At 71.9% G+C, this 19,400-nt stretch carries 15 protein-coding genes; 6 read left to right on the top strand and 9 right to left on the bottom strand.

From position 1 onward, the window contains the following. Nucleotides 1–48: 48 nt before the first annotated feature. Complete coding sequence (locus B9S64_RS29400; RefSeq protein ID WP_258037750.1) at nt 49–2,289, bottom strand: cell wall metabolism sensor histidine kinase WalK; 2,241 nt, start codon at nt 2,287–2,289, stop codon at nt 49–51. Beyond that, a complete protein-coding gene (locus B9S64_RS29405; RefSeq protein WP_181012197.1) occupies nt 2,273–3,001 on the bottom strand; it encodes a response regulator transcription factor in 729 nt (242 codons plus the stop codon). The genes B9S64_RS29400 and B9S64_RS29405 overlap by 17 nt, the downstream gene beginning before the upstream one ends. 229 nt (nt 3,002–3,230) lie before the next feature. Between B9S64_RS29405 and B9S64_RS29410 the strand changes: the two genes are divergently transcribed. Beyond that, nucleotides 3,231–4,073, top strand: coding sequence for an SAM-dependent methyltransferase (locus tag B9S64_RS29410; RefSeq protein ID WP_103489906.1), 843 nt, complete (start codon nt 3,231–3,233; stop codon nt 4,071–4,073). A gap of 252 nt (nt 4,074–4,325) precedes the next feature. On the opposite strand, the gene B9S64_RS29415 is transcribed toward B9S64_RS29410, so the two are convergent. Continuing rightward, the gene (locus tag B9S64_RS29415) at nt 4,326–5,204 is read right to left on the bottom strand and encodes a septum formation family protein (protein WP_103489904.1); all 879 of its coding nucleotides are present in this window, start codon (nt 5,202–5,204) and stop codon (nt 4,326–4,328) included. A 271-nt stretch (nt 5,205–5,475) separates the two neighbouring features. Between B9S64_RS29415 and B9S64_RS29420 the strand changes: the two genes are divergently transcribed. Continuing rightward, nucleotides 5,476–6,183, top strand: a complete 708-nt coding sequence (locus B9S64_RS29420) for a hypothetical protein (protein WP_258037749.1) — start codon at nt 5,476–5,478, stop codon at nt 6,181–6,183. 28 nt (nt 6,184–6,211) lie between these two features. Here B9S64_RS29420 and B9S64_RS29425 read toward each other — a convergent pair whose 3' ends face one another. From B9S64_RS29425 to B9S64_RS29450, 6 genes are all read right to left on the bottom strand, one after another. Further along, nucleotides 6,212–7,018, bottom strand: coding sequence for an SAM-dependent methyltransferase (locus tag B9S64_RS29425; RefSeq protein WP_030632543.1), 807 nt, complete (start codon nt 7,016–7,018; stop codon nt 6,212–6,214). A gap of 193 nt (nt 7,019–7,211) precedes the next feature. Next, on the bottom strand, nt 7,212–7,622 hold the full coding sequence (locus B9S64_RS29430) for a VOC family protein (RefSeq protein WP_103489923.1): 411 nt from the start codon (nt 7,620–7,622) through the stop codon (nt 7,212–7,214). Nucleotides 7,623–7,707: 85 nt separating this feature from the next. Continuing rightward, entirely contained in the window at nt 7,708–8,103 is a 396-nt protein-coding gene (locus tag B9S64_RS29435) for a helix-turn-helix domain-containing protein (protein WP_258037748.1), read from the bottom strand. A gap of 229 nt (nt 8,104–8,332) precedes the next feature. After that, complete coding sequence (locus B9S64_RS29440; RefSeq protein WP_103489901.1) at nt 8,333–8,599, bottom strand: hypothetical protein; 267 nt, start codon at nt 8,597–8,599, stop codon at nt 8,333–8,335. A 191-nt stretch (nt 8,600–8,790) separates the two neighbouring features. Beyond that, on the bottom strand, nt 8,791–9,927 hold the full coding sequence (locus B9S64_RS29445; RefSeq protein WP_103489899.1) for a CU044_5270 family protein: 1,137 nt from the start codon (nt 9,925–9,927) through the stop codon (nt 8,791–8,793). Continuing rightward, entirely contained in the window at nt 9,924–10,556 is a 633-nt protein-coding gene (locus B9S64_RS29450) for an RNA polymerase sigma factor (RefSeq protein WP_103489897.1), read from the bottom strand. The genes B9S64_RS29445 and B9S64_RS29450 overlap by 4 nt, the downstream gene beginning before the upstream one ends. 558 nt (nt 10,557–11,114) lie before the next feature. Here B9S64_RS29450 and B9S64_RS29455 point away from each other — a divergent pair. The 4 genes from B9S64_RS29455 to fxsT all read left to right on the top strand — a co-directional run bounded on the left by B9S64_RS29455 (nt 11,115) and on the right by fxsT (nt 19,342). Continuing rightward, complete coding sequence (locus B9S64_RS29455; RefSeq protein WP_103489895.1) at nt 11,115–12,122, top strand: LacI family DNA-binding transcriptional regulator; 1,008 nt, start codon at nt 11,115–11,117, stop codon at nt 12,120–12,122. A 313-nt stretch (nt 12,123–12,435) separates the two neighbouring features. After that, nucleotides 12,436–13,926, top strand: a complete 1,491-nt coding sequence (locus tag B9S64_RS29460) for a hypothetical protein (protein WP_258037747.1) — start codon at nt 12,436–12,438, stop codon at nt 13,924–13,926. After that, a complete protein-coding gene (locus B9S64_RS29465) occupies nt 13,923–14,972 on the top strand; it encodes a MoxR family ATPase (RefSeq protein WP_103489892.1) in 1,050 nt (349 codons plus the stop codon). Before B9S64_RS29460 ends, B9S64_RS29465 begins: the two co-directional genes overlap by 4 nt. After that, entirely contained in the window at nt 14,972–19,342 is a 4,371-nt protein-coding gene (fxsT, locus tag B9S64_RS29470; protein WP_103489890.1) for an FxSxx-COOH system tetratricopeptide repeat protein, read from the top strand. The genes B9S64_RS29465 and fxsT overlap by 1 nt, the downstream gene beginning before the upstream one ends. Nucleotides 19,343–19,400: the final 58 nt, after the last annotated feature.

The raw sequence follows: 19,400 nt of genomic DNA on the forward strand, positions 1-19,400 counted from the left end.
GTCAGGACGCCATGTCCATCGCGTCAGCCTCGGCCGACGTCCGTCGCGTCAGGGCCGGCCGACGTCCTGCTCCACCGGGCCCGCCACCGGCAGCCGCAGGGTGAAGACCGAGCCCTCGCCCACCGTGCTGAGCACACCGGTCCTCCCGTCGTGGGCCTCGACCAGCTTGCGCACGATCGCCAACCCCAGCCCGCTTCCCCCGGTGCGGCGGCTCCGGGACTTCTCGGCACGCCAGAACCGGTCGAAGACGTACGGCAGGTCCTCCGGGGCGATACCGCTGCCCGTGTCGGCGACCTCCACCACGATCTCTTCGCGTCCCCCCTTCTCTTCCCCGTCCCCGGCGCCGTAAGCGCGCAGTGTCACCCGCCCGCCCGCCGGTGTGTGGCGTACGGCGTTGGACACCAGATTGCCGACCGCCTGCCGCAGCCGTACCGGGTCGGCGGTGATCTCGGGCACCGGCCCCCGCCCGTCCGCCTCGGCCACCGTCAGGCTCACCTCCGCGGCCTCGGCCTGCGCCTGGTGCGCGGCGGCGACATGGGCGAGCAGGTCCTCGATCCGCACCGGTTCGGGGTGCAGCCGCAGCGCGCCCGCGTCGGCCGCCGCCAGGTCCTGGAGGTCGTCGATGATGTGCTGCAACTGCATCGCCTCCTCCAGGAGCGAGGAGACGAACCTCGCGTCCGGGTCGGCGATCCCGTCCTGCGAACCCTCCAGCCAGCCCCGGATGTTGCTCAACGGGGTACGCAGCTCGTGCGCGACGTCGCTGACCATCACCTTGCGCTGCTGCTCCAGCCGGGCCCGGTGCTCCGCCATGTCGTTGAAGGCGGTGGCCAGCCGGCCGACCTCGTTGTCCGTGGTGACCAGCACGGGCGCCGAGTCCTGGCCGTCGCGCATCCGCTGGGCGGCCCCCGTGAGCGCGTGCAGCGGCTGTACGAGCCGGATCCCGGCGAGCACCGAGGCGCCGACGGTGAGCGCGAGGACGAGTGCCGCCACTCCGACGATCTTCGCCGTGTTGGCGGGGGACAGGTCGAAGCCGGGGACGGTGCCGCCGCCCGGGTCGCTGATGAACAGCAGCGCGGGGGAGGCGACGTAGGAACTCAGCTGTTCCTGACGGGCGATGCCGACGCACGAGGCGATGTCCCGGTCGTTCTCGCTGTCCCGTGCCATGCGCTCGGGAACGGGGCCCGGCATGCGCTCCTCCGGCACGGCGAGCGCGGGCGTGGGCTCCGCGTCGTCCGAGGCCGGAGCGTATGCGTCGTCCGACTCCCAGGAGAGATCGAGATCGAGCCGCACGGCCTCTCGCCCCTGCCGTTCCAGACACGCGTCCACGAGCTCGTTGAGCGAGGCCAGCGCCTTCGCCTCGGTCGCGGTGGGGATGTCCAGCCTGTCCGTCGAACACCGGCTGCCCCGCACCCGGTCCGGGTCGTTGCCCACGACCTGGATACGGGGCCGGCCGCTCGGGCTCTCGACGATGTCCGCGGCGATCCCGAACCCGCCGAGGCACTGCGCGGCGTCTTCGGCGGTGCGCCTGAGCGACGTACGCTCGGCCTCCGGCAGCCGGAACGGACCGGCGGCCCGGGGGTCGATCCGGTCGTTCGCGGCCTGGGTCACCGCGAGCTGTCCGGATGTGCCGGACGTCGCCGGAGTGGGGCCGGGAACCTCCGCCACCTCGGGGACGGTCGCCGCTCCGGAGGCCACCGGCCGGTCCGGAGCGCCGTCCGCCGTGGTGGCGGGACCGCCCGCGTCGGGGTCGCCGCCCGCGTCGGCGCCCGTGTCGCCGTCGGCGCTCGTGCGGGTGCCGGCGCCGTCTTCCTCGTCGGGCGTGCCGACCTTCACGGGCGCGGCTCCGACCGACCCGGATCCGGACGTGGTGGTGGCCACGGACAGCGGATCCACGACGGCCGACGCCTGAGGGGGCAGAGCGGGCGGGGGAGGGGAGGACCCGGCGGAGTCGGCGAGGATCTGCCTGCTCTGCGTCGTCAGAGTGATCCGCCGGTCCGAGGTGTCGGCCAGCTCGCGCACGGTCTCACCGACACCGTCCCAGGTGGCGTGCTCCGCCGCGTAACCGAGCAGGGTGTCCAGGACCCGGGTGTCGGCGGCGAGGTTGCGGCCCTGCTCCTGCTCGATCGCCCCGGAGGTGGTCTGTACGGCGAGCCAGGCGGTCGCGGCGACCGAACAGGAGGCGACCAGCGCCGACACGGCCAGCAGCCGGCCCAGCAGACTCCTGCGCAACGGCAGCCGGCGCCCGCCGCCGTACTCGGCGCGCCGACGCGACTCAGCGCGCCGACGCACGCGAGGTCCCCTTCGCGGGGTCCACCAGTTTGTAGCCGACCCCGAAGACGGTGAGCAGCCGGGCCGGGCGACGAGGAGCGCGCTCGATCTTCTTGCGGAGGTTCATGATGTGCACGTCCACCGTCCGGCTGCTGATGTACCGGTCGAACCCGTGGAGTTCCGCGAGCAGTTGCCCACGGGTGAAGACGCGTCCGGGCTCGGCCGCCATCGCGGACAGCAGCCGGAACTCACCCGGCGTACACGTGACCCGTACGTCGTCCACCGCCACTTCGTGCCGCCGCGCGTCGACGGCCAGCGCGCCCACCCGCACCACGGGGTCGTCCCCGCGGTCCGCGTCCGAGTCCCGGCGGGTACGCCGCAGGAGGGTGCGCACTCGTGCCATCAGCTCCCGGGGGCTGTACGGCTTGGTCATGTAGTCGTCGGCGCCCAGGTCGAGTCCGAGCAGCAGATCGTCCTCCGTCGACCGGGCGGTCAGCATGAGGACCGGCAACTCCCGCCCCTCGGCGCGCAGTACGCGGACCACGTCCAGTCCGTCGGCCCGGGGCATCATCACGTCGAGGACGAGCAGGTCCGGCGTACCCTGCCGGGCCCGCTCCAGTGCCGCGAGGCCGTCGCCCACCACGGTGACCGCGTGACCCTCGCGTTCGAGGTAGCGGCGTACCAGCTCGGCCTGTTTGGCATCGTCTTCCGCGACTATCACATGTGCGCACACGCGGACGATCGTAGAGGAGCCCGGAACCCCGCCTCCGACAGCACGGTCCGGCCGGCCGGGAGCGAGGGGCGCCGGCCGGGACCCGCGTCCCTTCGACGCGGCCTCGGGCCGTCACACCCACCGCGTACAGGCGCGGTGCGGCGGCGTGACCGGAAAGCGTCCGGTGCCGCACACGTACGGCGTGAAAGGTTGGACGTGTTGAACGGACACCCTGAGGAGTGAGCACCGCATGAGCGGGACCGGCACCGATTCCACCGCCTCCACGGCCCCTGCGGCCTCCACCGTCCACCGTATCGACACCACCAGGCCCCACCCGGCCCGCATGTACGACTGGTTTCTCGGCGGAAAGGACAACTACCCGGTCGACGAGGAACTCGGGCGCCAGCTCCTCCGACTCCAGCCCGAGATCAAGCAGTTCGCCCGCCACAACCGGGAGTTCATGCGGCGCGCGGTGCGCCACCTCGCCGACCAGGGCATCCGGCAGTTCCTGGACATCGGCTCGGGCATTCCGACCGAACCCAATCTGCACCAGATCGCCCAGGCCGCCGCTCCCGACGCACGCGTCGTCTACGTGGACAACGACCCGATCGTGCTGGCGCACTCCGGCGCGCTGCTGCGGGGCACGCCCGAGGGGGTGACGCGGTACATCGACGCCGATGTGCGCGAGCCGGACGCGCTTCTCGAACTGGCTGCCGAGACACTGGACTTCACCCGTCCCGTGGCCCTCTCGCTCGTCGCCCTGACGCACTTCCTGCCCGACGCCGACCGGGTACACGAACTGGTGGGACGCTACGTCCGCGCGCTGGCCCCCGGCAGCCACCTCGTGCTGTCCCAGGCCACCGGCGACTTCGACCCCGAGACGGTCGCCGAAGGGGTGGCGGCCTACGCGGCACGCGGAGCCACGTTCGTCCCGCGTACGCATGCCGAGGTCGCCCGGTTCTTCGAGGGCCTGGAGCTGCTCGACCCGGGAGTGGTACCGCTGGGGGACTGGCGACCGGACCCCGGGGCGGCCCCCGTGCCCGCCGGAGCGGGCCCGGTCCCGATCTACGCGGGCGTCGCCCGGAAGCCCTGACGCGTCCCACGGGCGCCCCCGCACCCCCACGGTTCCGCCATGCGGCCCATCCGTACCACCGGCCCCACCGGCACCGTTGGACGGACCTGAATCAGCCAAAGCCCGTGCGGGGGCTCCGCGACGCCGCACGGGCAGGCGGTCAGGGAGAGCGGCGGCGGGAAGTGCCGGCCCTCAAGGCAGGGCCGGCAGAACGCTCCGGCCCCCAAGCACAGGGCCGGCCCCCAAGGACAAGGCCGGCCGCCAAGAACCGAGTCAGTCGGCCCAGACCTCCGCGTCGTCGGCCGGGACGGTGGTGGCGAGCTTGAGTTCCTTGCGGGCGGCGACGGTCTTGTTCGGGTCGATGCCGGTGAAGGCGAGGTCGTAGGCGACGTAGAAGGCGTCCGTGTCCTTGGCCGAGGCGGCCTTCTTCCACGCTTCGGCGGCGTTCTCCAACTGCGTGCGCAGCTTGACGGTCTCCGGCTGCTGGATGCCCTTCAGCGCCGTGAGGTGCATGTCGAGCGCGATGCCGACGGACTTGGCCTGCTTCTTGTAACCGTCGAAGTCGTCCTCGACCTGCTCCGCCTCGGGCTGGTTCGCCCACAGCGCTTCGTAGAGGGCGTTCGAACCCTTCAGGTAGGCCAGTTGGTCCGCGTCGAGGTCGCCGCTCTTCAGCGAACCGGTGAACGTGCCCTTGTCCTTGGCGTACGTGCAGCTCACGGCACGGTCGCCGGTCTTCCAGCTCTCACTGGTGGGGAAGTAGTAGAAGAGGTCCACGCCCTCGGGAACGGTCCAGGTGTCGGCGATGAACTCCTGTGCCACGGCCGGGCACCGCTCGTCCGCGATCTGGGTGGTGCCGTCCTCGCCCGGGTACTCCTTCTCTCCCCCGATCTTGAACTCGCCCACGACCTGGCCCTCATGGGCCTCCGTGCACGGCACGACCTCGACACTGAACTCCTCGGTGTCGGTCACCCCGCTGTTCGGGTTGTAGCAGTCGCCGGTGGTGAGCGAGAAGACCGACCGCTGGCGGACCGCCTTCTTGGCGCCCGCTTTGGCGCCCTCCACGACATCGGCACATCCTGTGGCCCCGACCGCCAGAAGAACGACGACAGCGGCTATACCACGCAGAGACCGGGACTTGGCACCGATAGACATGATTTGAGCATCCTCAGACGAAGCAATTGCGAACAGGTGTGCGCATCGTATGGCACGTCTGTGACAACCATGTGTGCGGGCACCTCCGGCGAACCGGCCGTCGTACGGGAGGGGCCGGGACGGACCGGGACGGCGGAACAGATCGTCGTCACGTTCCAGGGAGGGCGAGGTCAACGGCCCCTCCGCGCAGGGCGGGTGCTCGCCGCCTCTCTCGTGCGGTCACGGGGTGAACGTCACGTATCGTGAACCGCTCATGTCCTGGGGGGTTTGTATGCGAGTGACAGCGACGCGCGGTGTGGCGACGGCCGTGGTCTGCCTGGCGGCGGGAGCGGTCCTGTCCGGTTGCGCCGGCGGCGGAGGTGGGGAGGCGGAACTGACCGACCAGCAGTTGCTGGAGAAGGCGCACAAGACGATGGGCGCGCTCAAGACGGTGACGATCGAGGCGTCGACCACGGCGACGGCCGGCAGCGGCTTCTCCAGCCGGCAGACGACCGACCTCAAGGGGACGTGCGCCTACAAAATCACCCTGGACAAGGGCGGCTCCCTCGAACAGATCCGGATCGGTGACACGGACTACGTACGCCCGGACCGCGCCTACCTGGAGCAGTGGTCGGGGAAGAAGCAGGCGGGGGCCGGGGCCCAGGCACGGTGGATCAAGGCCCCTGTCGACACGTCCGGGCCCGGCGACGGGCTGGTCGACTGCACCTGGCCGTTCAGCCCCTTCGGGACCGCGGTCAAGGGCAAGCCGACCGAGATCGACGGCCGTCCGGCGGTTCCGCTGAAGGTGACCGACGAAGAGGACGACAAGGGCGTCTACACCTTCTACGTCGCCGCGGAGGGCGAGCCGTATCTCCTCCGGGTCGCCTACAAGGGCCCCGACTACCGCAGCACCACCACGTTCAGCAAGTTCGACGAGCCGTTGGACGTGCGGCCTCCGGCCGACGCCGACGTGCTGGACACGAGCGACGCCAGCCGGTGAGGCCCCGGGGCGTGTGGGTGAGCCGCCGTCAGGCCTTGCGGGCCACGGCGCACCACATGGGCAGGGAGTCGTCCGAGGCGTCCGTCGGTCCGGGACGCCAGCGGGTCAGGGTGACCACGCCCGGATCCAGGATCTCCAGGCCGTCGCAGAACCGCTCCACCTCTTCGCGGGTGCGCGGGGTGGCGGACGCGTGGCTGGCCGCCCGCTCGTTGTAGATCCGCATGGACTCGGCCACCTCGGTGGAGGTGACGTCGGCGGCCGGGTGGGACAGGACGAGGTGACTGCCCGGGGCCAGCCGGTCCAGCAGCCGGCGGGTGATGTCCCAGGGGTCCTCGGCATCCTTGATGTACTGGAGGATCGCCACCAGCATCAGGCCGACCGGCTGTTCGAAGTCCAGGGTGCGGGAGGCCGCGTCGAGGATCGTGTCCACGTCCCGCGCGTCGGCCTGTACGTAGTCGGTCTGCCCCTGGGGCCCGCTGACCAGCAGCGCCCGTGCGTGCGAGAGGACGATGGGGTCGTTGTCCACGTAGACGACACGCGATTCGGGTACGGCGCGCTGGGCCACCTCATGGGTGTTGTCGGCGGCGGGAATGCCCGTACCGATGTCGAGGAACTGCCGCACCCCGGACGCCGCGAGGTGACGTACGGCGCGACCGAGGAACGCCCGGTTGGCGCGGACCGACGGCACGATCGTCGGATTGGCCTGGGCGGCCAGTTCGGCCGCCTCCTGGTCCACCAGATAGTGGTCCTTGCCGCCCAGCCAGACGTTGTAGACGCGAGCGGGGTGCGCGTTCGTCGGATGGGGAGTGGGAGCGGACTGCGCGTAATCGTTCATCGTTCGTCACCTCGTGCGCGAAAAACGGCCAGGTTGGGCTCAGATTCGATCACGGTACCCTCGTTCCCCGCCGATCATCGCCATCGGTGGGGAACGGGGACCGGTCAGTCGCCCACACCGGTCGGGAAGGGGCACGGAGGCTACGGGGGCGCGGGCGGCCACGCCCCCGCCCGTCCCCGGGCCGGACCGGTGGTCAGCCCTTCAACTGGGTGAACCGGATGCTGTTGCCGAAGGGGTCGCGCAGACCGCAGTCGATTCCGTACGGGCGGTCGGTGGGCTCGTCGGTGAACTTCACGCCCCGGCCGAGCAGCGTCTCGTACGTCGTGCGGCAGTCGTCCGTGGTCAGGATGAGCGAGCCACCCATCGCCCCCTTGGTCACCAGATCGCGGACCTGTCGGGCCGTCTCCTCCGACATCGCCGGCGGGCCCGGCTTCTCCAGGAGGATCTGGCGTTCGGGCTGACCGGGGACACCGACCGTGAGCCAGCGCATGAATCCCATGTCGACGTCGGCGTTGACCTCCAGCCCCAGCTTGCCGACGTAGAAGTCGAGTGCCTGGTCCTGGTCGAGGACGTAGATCTGTGAGTGTGTGATCGCGTTGAACATGTGGACCACGCTAATCGGCGGGGACGCCGAAGACTTATCCGAAACTGCTCGATCGGAAGCCGGCCCGGAAGGGCCTAACCGCCGGTCAGGCGGTCGGCCGGGTCCACGCCTTGGTGAAGCAGGTGGGCACGTGTGTGACGGCGGCCGCTTGTTCACGGTACGTCCTCGGCGAACTCCCGACGATGTCGCGGAACGTGCGGCTGAATGTGCCGAGGCTCCCGAAGCCGACCTCGTAACAGATGTCCGTGACGCTGCGGTCCGACTCCCGCAGGAGGAACATGGCCCGCTCGACGCGGCGGCGTTGCAGGTAGCGGTGTGGAGTCTCCCCGAACGTGGCGCGGAAGGTGCGGGCGAAGTGTGCCGGAGACACATGGGCGATCCGGGCCAAAGCAGCAACGTCCAGCGGCCGCGCGTACGCACGGTCCATGGTGTCCCGGGCCCTGAGCATGCGGCGGTTGGTCTCTTCGACGGTGCGGCTCACGGGGCCATCTCATCACGGTGTCCCCGCCCGCACCGATCCCAAGAGGGGCGCGGTGGTTCGGCCCCAGGGCCGCGTTCAGACCGGTTCCCTTGAACTGTGAACTCCCCCTGGGAGACATGCAGCCCGGTCGCCAGTACCTGGAACAGGACGAGACCGGGCGTGGCCGCCGGTGCGAGGGCTGGGGCGCCGCCGGCCCCGGCCGCACCCACCCGCCTCCGGCGGGTGCGGTTCAGCCGGCCGGGGACAGCCGCTTCGCCGTGTTGCAGTGCTTCGTCCGTGCGTGCCGCCGCAGTTGCACCGCGGTCAGGGTGAGGAGCGCGGCGAACACCACCAGGAAGACCGCCGAGAACACCGTCTGCCGGACGCCCGCCGCCGTGTCGTCGTAGGAGAGCAGGCCGAGTGCGGACAGCAGTATCCCCGCGACGTACACGGAGCGGACGCGCCGCAACTGCCGCAACGCGCGAGGAGCAAGAGCAACACGCTTCACCGATGCCATGCCCCCTCCCTACCCCTGTCCCCGGAGTTGAGACGTCCCGCACGAGGGGAAACGGCGGCCGTGTGCGGCGGGGCGTCGTCCGTGCCGGGCGTCGTCCGTCCGTGCCGGGCGTCGTCCGCTCCGTCCCTGGGGCCGGTTCCGGCGGGACACGGTCCGGTGCGGCCGGTGCGTGGGGGCACCGGCCGCGGAGGTCAGGTGGTCGTCGAGGACTCCCCGGTCGTGGACGGCCTCGCGCGCAAGGCGTCGACGACCCCGCGTTCCAGGACCGCCGATGTGTTGATCAGGGTGCCCTTCTTGCCCATGGAGGTGTCCCTGATGAGGTAGCCCCGTTCACCCAGGTACTCCAGGGTGGCCGCGTCGAAGATCCAGGCGGTGCGCCAGCCGGCCCGGGTGTCGTCGCGGGCCACGCCGATGCCGTGCCGGCCGGCCGCGTCCACCGCGTCGGAGTCCAGGGTCACGCCGGGGATCTTCGCCGCGGCCTTGTAGAGGGCGGCCGCGGTCTTCGGTGGCATCAGGGTCTCCCGCAGCAGTTCACCGATGGCGTCGAAGGCGTCCCGGTCCGGGTCACGGTCCTCGGCCGGGGTGTCGCGCGTGTCCTGGTCCCGGGTGATCTCGGTGGTGAGCCGCCGGAGCAGGGCGTCGGGATCCGTGGGCAGCGAGGCGAGCCACGTGTACGTGGGCCGGTTCAGGCCCGCCGGGTAGCCGACGGGGGTCTCGCCGTCCGGGACCCCGACGGTGATCGGGATGTACGAGCCGTCCTGGTGGATCAGGCCCTCGTCGATCACCGGCCCCGCCTTCTGCGAGATCCAGACCTCACGTTCGTCGGGCTCGGTCAGCTTCACCGGGCCGCCGAATTCGCCCTCGTTCCCGGACGACAGCGACTTGACGTACACGAACTGGTCGCCGGTGACCGTCTGTCCGCCGCTCTTCTCGGCGACCGAGGCGATCCGGTCGAGCAGTACGGCCGCGCCGCGCGGCGCCGCGGCCTGGGAAGCGGTCCCCGCGCCGGACGGTGCCGGAGCGCCGTCCTGGCCGGTCACCGCGAGTGTGGTGAGCAGTACCCCGCCCAGGGCCAGTCCGGCGGCGGGCAGCAGGACGGCGGGGCGCGGGAAGCGCGAGCGGGCGGCACGGGCGCCGTCCGGGGCGTCGGGGGAGTGGGTGGTGTCCCGGGCGGCGGCCGGGGTGCCGTCCTGGTCGATCAGGCGCATCAGGGTGTCCTTGTGGTGGAGATGACGGCCAGGCGGCAGGTCCCGTTCGGCCGGGGCCGGCGACAGCCGGGCCAGTTCCTCGCGTTCGGCCCGGTCGGGGCCGGAGGTGCGGTCGTTCATCGGGCTTCCTCCTGGATGGGCAGGGCCACGAACGCGGCCCTGCTCTCTACCTCTCCGCGGCCGGACCGCGGTTCCCCACCGGATGCGCCGGGTGCCCGGCCGAGCTGCTCATCGGTGAGCCGGCGCAGCCGCGTACGCGCACGCGACAGCCGCGACCGTACGGTGCCCACCGGGACGCCCAGGGCCTCGGCCGCCTGGGCGTAGTCGAGCCCGGACCAGACGCAGAGCGCGAGCACCTCGCGTTCCTGGCGGCGCAACCGGCCGAGCACCTGCTGGACGGCGGCGAGCCGCCGTGCGTCGTCGATCCGCCCGGCCGTCGTGTCCGCGATGTCCGCGACCGGTTCGGGGGCGGGGCGGCGGGCCAGGAAGGCCAGACGACGCCCGGTGCCGCGGTTCGCGTTGCGCGCCTTGTTCGTGGCGATCCCGAGCAGCCACGGCCGCAGCGAGTCACCCTCGGGCTCCACCTGGTGGCGGGTGCGCCAGGCCGCCAGAAAGGTGTCGGACATGACTTCCTCGGCCGCCGACCAGTCGCCCGTCAGCCGGAAGGCATGGTTGTAGACCGTCCGCGCGTACTCCTCGTAGAGCGCGGCGAACGCCTCGCGGTCGCCCGCCCTGATCCGTGCACGCATGCGCTCCCGATCTCCGTGTTCGTTACACCTCACACCACGTACCTCTCCGGGCCGGCCGAGGGGTTCCCGTGAGCCACGCCACAGGGCTGCCAGGGCGGGGATCCCGGTTGCCGTGACCGCCGGGCAACCGTCCGGGGTGCGGCGGCGACCGACACCCGACCGGTTCCATCTCCCGACCGGCTCCATCTCCCGACCGGGCTCCCCCTCCCGACCGGGCTCCCCCTCCCGACCGGCTCCTCCCTCCCGTACGGCCCCGCCCTCCTGTACGCCCCGCCCTCCCGTACGGTCCTGGCCGCCCCCGCGCGGCCCGGTCCGGAGCCGACCCCGGGCCGGTGCGTGGGAACGGTCGGCTGGACACCGGAGGCCGACTGGGCCACCGTGGGCGGCGGTGGCGCGGTCAGGGCAGGTCGAAGCGCTTCGACTCCGGCCCTGGACAGTGCAGGTGAGCGAGTCTAGGCTCCCGGTGTCTGTGCATGTCAGGATGGAGAACAGGGCGGATCCAAGCGTTGTCGAAGCGCTTCACCGGCTCTCTCGTCCGCCCCACCAAGGGAGAGCTGAATGGTCACGCTTGCCGAGGTCGCCCAGCACGCCGGAGTCTCCGCGAGCACGGTGAGCTATGTCCTCAGCGGGAAGCGGTCGATCTCCGCCTCCACCCGGGAGCGGGTGGAGCGCAGCATCCAGCAGCTCGGCTACCACCCCAACGCCGGGGCGCGGGCGCTGGCCAGCAGCCGGTCCAACATCATCGCGCTCATGGTGCCGCTGCGCACCGACATGTACGTGCCGGTGATGATGGAGATCGCCATCGCGGTCGCCACCACCGCGCGTACACACGGGTACGACGTCCTCCTGCTCACCGGCGAGGAGGGCCCCGCCGCCGTCCGGCGGATCGCCGGGAGTTCGCTGGCGGACGCGATGATCCTGATGGACGTCGAACTGCACGACGAACGGCTGCCGTTGCTCCGGGAGTCGGGCCGCACCGCCGTCCTCATCGGGCTGCCCGCCGACACCACCGGCCTGACCTGCGTGGACCTCGACTTCGAGGCGACCGGCGCACTGTGTGTGGAGCACCTCGCCGAGCTGGGGCACCGGGAGATCGCCGTGATCGGCGAGGCGCCCGCCGTCTACGAGCGGCACACGGGCTTCGCCGAACGGACCGTGGACGGCATCCGGGCCAAGGCCAGGCAGAGCGGCGCGCGGATCCTGCACCGGCCCTGCGAGGGCGGGTACGCGGCGATGGGTACCACCCTGTCCCGGATCTTCGACGAACGGCCGGGCACGACCGGCTTCATCGTGCAGAACGAGGCGGCCGTCGAACCGCTGCTCAACCTGCTCCGGCAGCAGGGACGCGCCGTCCCGGAGGACGTGTCCGTCGTGGCCATCTGCCCGGAGCAGGTCGCCACCGGCGCCTCCGTGCGGCTCACGTCCGTCGCCATTCCCGCGCAGGAGATGGGGCGCCGCTCCGTGGAGCAGGTGGTGGCGAAGCTCGCGGGCCGCGACACGGAGCAGGTCGAGCTGCTGGCGCCGGAGCTGACGGTCCGGGAGAGCACGGGACCCGCCCCGGCGTGACCCGTCGGCCCCCGCGCGGCCACGACCGGCGAAGTCCCCACGCGCGGCGCACGTCCGGCAAGAGCCCCAGGCACGCACAACGGGACCGATGGACGCAGGACCGGCCGACCCCCGGCCCGGCCCCGCCACGTACGGCCGAACGGGGCGTCACCCGATGGGGTGAAACAGCCTTCCGGGGCCCCTGGTACGCGTGGGCCCGGCGGCGGTGTAGAGGCCAACGGCCCCGGGAATGAGCCTGGTTGCCGAAGATCCGACATGATAACTTCGCGATCGTTCATGCGGGGTGAACCGGCTCGTTGGGGGATGGTCGGTGGTGACACAGGTGCCACAAGGGCTCGGTGAGGGCGACGCGTATCTGATCGCGGGACTCGTCGACGAACTCTGCGCCCTGCCCTGTGTACGCGACCCCGACCAGTGCGTCCATCTCGTGGAACTCGTCGGCGCGCATCTCGGGGCGGAGCTCACCTACATGCGGAGGAACCCGCGTGTGGACATGGCGGCCCTCGTGATGGACGTGATGAAGCGTGCCGGGGGCCTTGAGGCGCTGGTCTTCGCGGTGCAGGTGCTGGCCGGTCCCGAGGACTCGGCCGGGCTGGCGCGGCTGGCCGGCGGCGGCCTGCCCGGCGAGGCGGTCACGGAGCTGGAGCCGGAGTTCGACGACGAGGCGGTCCAGGAGGCCCGGCGGATGCTCGCCGAGATCCCCGCGCACGACGACAGCCGGCTGTACGCCCGGCTCCACCACGAACTGGCGGTGGACCTCCCGCACGGTCAGTCCCCCTCGCAGCGCTTCGACTACCTGTGCGAGGTCAGCACCCAGGCGGACGGCCTGCCGCCCGCCCTGGTGTTCCTGGAGATCCTGGCCGCCGACCGGCCCCCGGCGCTCCGCGAGAGGCTCCGTGAGTGGTCCGACCGGTGGGCCCGTGAGGCCGGTACGGACGCCGTGGCCGCCCTGGACGTACGCCGGCGGGCGATCGCGGCGTTACCCAGGGCCGACCCGGGGGTGCCACGCTGCCTCGTCGTGATGGCGGAGCCCGCGGACGACGGTTCGGCCGATGTCTACGTACGCCATTGGGTCAACGCGGCGCCGGGCTACTGGGAACCGGTGGCCGGCGACGTGGAGCGGACCACCCCGGACACCCTGCCGGCGGCCATCGAGCGGGCCGTCGGCCGCGGCGAGGCACGCTGGGCGGATGTGGAGGAGGCGGACGACGAGCCGCCCGTGCAGGTCGAGTTCGTCCTGCCCTTCCAGTACCTCAACCACGACATGGCCAGGATCGAACTGGGTACGCGCACCCGTGACCCGGTGCCCATCGGGCTTCGCTACCATATCCACCTGCGGAGCCTGGACCGCATGAGAAGCCGCGACCCCGGACAGCTGAGGCGCTGGCGTGCCCGCTGGAGACGACTCGGACAGACCGGTGCGGCCGAGACCTTCCGCTGGCACGGTGAAGCGGGCGGACAACTCGGCCGCTGGCGTGCCACGCTGGCGTCGGAGCCCCGGCTGACCGCGGTCATACTCGACGTTCCCGCACTGCCCGGCAGCGGCCTGGAAGCGCTCGTCGCCGCCATCGACGAGGGAGTGGGCCTTGCAGCCTGGGACCGCAGACCGCAGAGCCCCGACCTGGCGGGCGAGGTGCTGACGTTGCTGCTGGGGCACCCGCAGGCCCAGCTGCCTTCAAAAGTAAGTCAGTTACGTAAAGAAGCCGAGGGGAGGGGTCGAGGCGGACTGTTCGTGGGTAGACATTTGGCGTTTTTCTGGGACGATCCCAACCGCCTGGTCGACTGTGAGGAGTTGACGGCATGACCGAGCAGGACGCGGTAGTGCAGCCCGTCGCGCCGCCTTCCTGGCGGGTCTTCCACGCGACGGGGCGGCCTCCCGAGGGCGAACCGCCCCGCCTGCCCTCGCCTCCGCCCTGGCGTGTCTTCTCCGGAAGCCCCCTCCAGCAGCCTCCGCCCGAGGACACGCCGTCGGCGCGACGCAGGCTCGGTGTCGTGCAGGACGGGGCCCAGTTACGCGACGAGGAGATCGACGCGGTCAACGCGGCCCTCCTGTTGCGCCGGCCCCTGCTGATCACGGGTCCGCCCGGGGTCGGCAAGTCCACCCTCGCCTATCTGATCTCCCAGGAGCTGCGCCTGGGCCGCGTCCTGCCCTGGAGCGTCGTCAGCCGCACCACCCTCGGCGGCGGCCTCTACGACTACGACGCCATCGGCCGGGCCCAGGCCATCGCCGCCTGGCGCGCCGGCGCGGACGGGGCGGAAGGCGGTACCGGCCCCGCCCCCGACCTGGGTGACTTCCTCACCCTCGGGCCGCTCGGGACGGCTCTGCTCGCCTACGAACGCCCCCGGGTCCTCCTCGTCGACGAGCTGGACAAGAGCGACATCGACCTGCCCAACGACCTCCTCCACGTCCTGGAGAACGGCAGCTACGAGATCCCCGAACTGGTGCGCGCGGGAGCGGCCGAGGTCTCCGTCCTCACCGACGACCCGCACGGACGGGCCGTCATCGAGGGCGGCAGGGTCGAGTGCGCGGAGTTCCCCGTCGTGGTGATCACCAGCAACGGCGAGCGCGAGTTCCCGGCCGCCTTCCGGCGCCGCTGCCTCCCCCTGGAGATGCGTCCGCCCAGCCGTGAGCAGCTCGTCTCCATCGTGGTCAGTCATCTGCGGGAGAATCCGGAAGGCGCCGAGGACCTGGTGGACGACTTCGTCCGGCGGCTGGACGGCGGGGGCACCCAGTCGGTCGACCAGCTGCTCAACGCCGTGCAACTCACCACGGCCCATGGATTCCGGGCCGACGGCGACGGGCGTAAGCTCATCGAGATGCTTCTCCGCGACCTCTCGAAAGGCCGCTGATGAACGGCTCGCCACGGGAACGCGCTCCGGACCCGACGGTCGCGTCCGGAGGCACCGCCACGCACGAGGCCGACGGTGACGCGAGCTGGCAGGACCTCGGCGACGCCCTGTGGCTGGCGGCCGCGTGGCACCGTGCGGGCCACACCTCGTCCAGCGGTACGGAGAGCGGCCCCGAGCGGACACCCGGTGGGGGCTCCGACATGCCCGCCGACGTCCCGGCGGCCCCCGTGGAGCAGGGCGTGCCGGAGACCGTGCCCGCCGCGAGCACCCAGCCCGGCGTGGACGTCCGTGACCTCGCCCTGCGCGCCGTGGAGACCGTGACGACCGGCCGGCCCGACACGGTCGTCCCGTACGGGCCGCGCACGCGCCGTGTGCTCCCGCTGAGCCTGGCCAAGGCCCTGCGGGGCCTGGGCAGGCGCGTCCCCTCCTGCCACGGGGACCGGCTCGACGAACCCCGCACCGCGGAGAACGGGCTGATCGACGGGTTGTGGATCCCCTACGTCGAGCCGGCCCAGGAACGCGCCTTCGACCTGATGCTGCTCGTGGACGACGCGCCCACCATGCCGGTGTGGGCCGGCACGGTCGGGCGCCTGGCCGACGAGGCGGTGCACAGCGGCGCCTTCCGCAACGTGCGCACCGTGGACATCGCGCTGCCCGAAGGGGCGTCACCCGTGCTGCGCTGGCCCGGCAACCGCGAGGCCGACCCGGCCGAACTGCTCGACGGACGCGGGGCCCGGCTCTTCCTGGTCGTCACCGACGGCCTCGCCCCCGGCTGGGCGGAGCGCGGGGCCGACGAACTGCTGGGCCGCCTCTCGGCCGCCGGGCCCACCGCGCTGGTCCACCTGCTGCCCCCGTACCTGCGCCACCGTTCCTCGGTCTACCCCTTCCGGGCCCGGCTGGACGCCGCGGGCTTCGGCGCGCTCAACCGCCATCTGCACTGTCATCCCCCACACGGGGTACCCGAACACGCGCGCGCCTTACCCGATTCGGGTGACGGCTCGGTGGCGGTCCCCGTCCTCAGTCTGCGCCCTGGTTCCTTCCGCGCCTGGGTGGACCTGGTGACCGGCGAACGCGGCGTGCGCAGGGCGCTTCCGGTGGTGCTCGCCGGGGCGATGGCCAAGGGCGTCTCCACACCGGGGCTCAGGGCCCCCCGGACGGACGGGCCGCGCGCCGCCGCGGACGCCGTACGCCGGTTCGTCTCCCTCGCGAGCCCGCTCGCACGGCAGTTGGCGGTCCTGCTGGCGGTGGCGCCGATGCGCTTCGACATCATCGAGGAGCTCCGCGGCCAGGCCTTCCCCGAATCACGTCCCGACCACCTCGCCGAGATCATGATGGGCGGTCTCATCGACTGGGAGCGGGACGGAGAGGACGGGCCCGACTTCGCCGACGGCGTGCGCGAGGCACTGCTCGCCACCAGCAGCCGCACCCAACTCGCCCGTGCCGTAGGCATGCTGGCTGATTCGCGGGCGGGCCGGACCCAGGGCATCCGGCTTCGCGCGGCCCTGCGGGACCCCGTGCGCGCGGCGCTGCCGGACGGTGAGAGCGGCCCGGCCTGGCTCCGCATAGAACTCGCCGTCCTGCGCGCACTCGGTGGCCTGCCCTACCGGCGGAGGGCCGCTCGGCTGAGCGGGGCGGCACGGCACGGCGAGGGTGCGGCACCGGAGGAGCACAGAGAACCGGACGAGTACAGAGAGCCGGACGAGCGCGGAGAAGATGATAAAGAGGCATCTGATGTGAACGACCGTGCCCCAGCTCTCCGGTCGCGTCCGACCGTTCCACCAGGAGGATCCGTGTCGCCCACGACACCCGCAGATGTTGACCAGGATGCCCGGAGGGCCGACGAGCGCATGGAAGTCACAGCACCGGAGCTACGCTTCGTCCGCAGCGGCCAGCCGAAGATCATGGGCAACGTACCGCCCAAGAACCCCAACTTCACCGGGCGGGAGAGCCTGCTGGCCGCCGTCGAGCGGCAGTTGAGGGAGGACGAGACGACCGCTGTCCTGCCGCACGCGCTGCACGGCATGGGCGGGGTCGGCAAGTCGCAGATCGCTGTGGAGTACGTCTACCGGCACAGCGGCGAGTTCAACGTCATCTGGTGGATCCCCGCCGAGCAGGAGAACCTGATCCTCGGCGCGCTCGCCGACCTGGCCCGCAGCCTCGGCCTGGAGGTGGGCCCCCAGGCCAACGCCGCCGTGCCCGCCGTCCGTGAGGCCCTGCGCACGGGAAAGCCCTTCGACAACTGGCTCCTGGTCTTCGACAACGCCGAGAACATCGAGGCCGTACGGTCGTACTTCCCCAACGGGGGCCCCGGCAAGATCATCATCACCTCGCGCAACCGCGAGTGGGAGCGGGTCGCGACGCCTCTCAGCGTCGACGTCTTCGACCGCGAGGAGAGCGTCGCCCTGCTCCAGCGCCGCGCCCGTGGTCTCAGTACCCGGGACGCGGACCGGCTGGCCGCCGCGCTGGGCGACCTGCCGCTCGCCGTCGAGCAGGCCGGAGCCTGGCACGCCGCCACCGGTATGCCGGTGGACGAGTACCTCGGCCTGCTGGAGGAGCGCCGGCCGGAGATCCTGGAACTCGACCCGTCCCCCGACTACCCGCTGCCGGTCGCCGCGGTCTGGGACATCTCCCTGGGCCGCCTCTCCCAGGACAACCCGGCCGCACGCCAACTCCTGGAGATCTGCGCGTGCATGGCCCCGGAGCCCATCCCGCTCAACCTGTTCAGGGGCGGCCGCAACATCCAGATCACCCCCCAGCTCGACCCGGTCCTGCGTGACCCCCTGCTGCTCGCCCGCGCCACCCGGGACCTCAGCAAACTGTCCCTGGTCAGGCTGGACCACAAGACCGGCACCCTGCAGATGCACCGCCTGATGCAGAACGTCATCGTGGCCAGGATGGACCCCCAGGAGCGGGAGACCATGACCAGGGCGGCCCACCTGCTGCTCACCACGGCCAAGCCCGGCGCTCCCGCCTCCCCGGACCAGTGGCCCGCCTACCAGGCGATCCTGCCGCACGTGATCGCCTCCGGAGCGGTCGAGAGCTCCGACGCCTGGGTCCGCGACCTCGTCTACGACATGGTGTTCTTCCTCTACTACTGGGGGGCGCACGAGTCGGGCGCCGCCCAGGCCCGGCTGGCGTGGTCCGCCTGGCGGGCCCAGTCCGGCGACGAGGACCTGCACGTCATCCGGATCACCAAGCTGCTCGGCTTCTACCTGCGCCTCCTCGGCCGCTCCGACGAGGCCGTCGTCCATAACGAACGGGCGCTGGCGATCTCCCGGGGCGCCGACATCCCGGACGAGGAACTCATCGACTCCATGTGGCAGATGGCCGGGGCGCTGCGCCACCAGGGCGAGTTCCGCGAGGCGCGCGAACTGGCTAAGGAGGCGTTCAACCGGGCCAGCGACCTGTTCGGGCCCGAGGACCCCACCACCCTGAGCGCGGCACACGACTACTGCGTGTCCCTGCGGCTCAACGGCGACTTCGCCGGAGCGCGGGAGATCGACGAGGAGACGACCCGTCAGCGCGAACTGCTGTACGGACCGGTGAACGGGCTCACCCTCAACACGCTGAACGGGCTCGCGATCGACATGCGCGAGGCGGGCGACTACCTGGGGGCGCGCGCACTCCAGGAGTCCACCTACGAGCCGTACGCGACGCACTTCGGGGAGGCCAACGCCGCCACCATCCGCGCCGCGCTGAACCTCGCCGTGTGCCGCCGCAGGGCCGGTGTGTCCGAGGGGGGCGCCCCGCTCGCCGAGCAGACACTCGACCGGTTCACCACCCGCTACGGCCTGAACAACACCGACGCGCTCGGCGCGGCGGTCCACACCATGGTCGAGCGCCGGCTCAACGGCGACCTCGCCGGCTCGCGGGAGCTGGGCGAGCAGGCGCTGAACGCCTACCGCAAGGTGCTGCGCGACCACCACCCCTACACCCAGTTCGCCAAGGTGAACCTGGCGGCGACGCTCCGGGCGCTGGGCGACATGAGCCGGGCGCAGACGCTGGACTCGCAGGCGGTGGAGAGCCTGCGGAGCACTCTCGGGGACACGCACATCAGCACGCTCACCGCGATGATGTGCCAGGCCAACGACTCCTACGCGCGACTCGACTTCGCGGGCGCCGAGGCCGTCGACGCGGACGTCCTGCCCAAGCTCACCGAGTCCGCCGGGCCCGCCCACCCCGTCACACTGGCCTGCACGGCGAATCTCTCGCTCGACCGGCGCGGGCTGGGCGAGTCCGAGGAGGCCGACCGGCTCAACGCGGCCGCGGTGGCGGGCCTCGCCCGCCTCCTCGGGGAGAGCCACCCGTGGCACACCGCGGCCCGGCTGCACCAGCGCATCGAATGCGACATCACCCCCCTGCCGATGTGACACGGGGGGCGCGGCCGAGGAAGCAGCCGCCGGCCCGGGACGGACGGACCGGGCCGGC

Source organism: Streptomyces sp. SM18 (assembly GCF_002910775.2).
In the GTDB taxonomy this organism is placed as follows: Bacteria; Actinomycetota; Actinomycetes; order Streptomycetales; family Streptomycetaceae; genus Streptomyces; species Streptomyces halstedii.

Bases quoted from the DNA above. Each gene is read 5' to 3' on its own strand.
- B9S64_RS29425 (WP_030632543.1), bottom strand. From the start codon at position 7,018: ATGAACGATTACGCGCAGTCCGCTCCCACTCCCCATCCGACGAACGCG.
- B9S64_RS29420 (WP_258037749.1), top strand. From the start codon at position 5,476: ATGCGAGTGACAGCGACGCGCGGTGTGGCGACGGCCGTGGTCTGCCTG.
- B9S64_RS29440 (WP_103489901.1), bottom strand. From the start codon at position 8,599: ATGGCATCGGTGAAGCGTGTTGCTCTTGCTCCTCGCGCGTTGCGGCAG.
- B9S64_RS29455 (WP_103489895.1), top strand. From the start codon at position 11,115: ATGGTCACGCTTGCCGAGGTCGCCCAGCACGCCGGAGTCTCCGCGAGC.
- B9S64_RS29430 (WP_103489923.1), bottom strand. From the start codon at position 7,622: ATGTTCAACGCGATCACACACTCACAGATCTACGTCCTCGACCAGGAC.
- B9S64_RS29445 (WP_103489899.1), bottom strand. From the start codon at position 9,927: ATGAACGACCGCACCTCCGGCCCCGACCGGGCCGAACGCGAGGAACTG.
- B9S64_RS29415 (WP_103489904.1), bottom strand. From the start codon at position 5,204: ATGTCTATCGGTGCCAAGTCCCGGTCTCTGCGTGGTATAGCCGCTGTC.
- B9S64_RS29450 (WP_103489897.1), bottom strand. From the start codon at position 10,556: ATGCGTGCACGGATCAGGGCGGGCGACCGCGAGGCGTTCGCCGCGCTC.
- B9S64_RS29465 (WP_103489892.1), top strand. From the start codon at position 13,923: ATGACCGAGCAGGACGCGGTAGTGCAGCCCGTCGCGCCGCCTTCCTGG.
- fxsT (WP_103489890.1), top strand. From the start codon at position 14,972: ATGAACGGCTCGCCACGGGAACGCGCTCCGGACCCGACGGTCGCGTCC.
- B9S64_RS29410 (WP_103489906.1), top strand. From the start codon at position 3,231: ATGAGCGGGACCGGCACCGATTCCACCGCCTCCACGGCCCCTGCGGCC.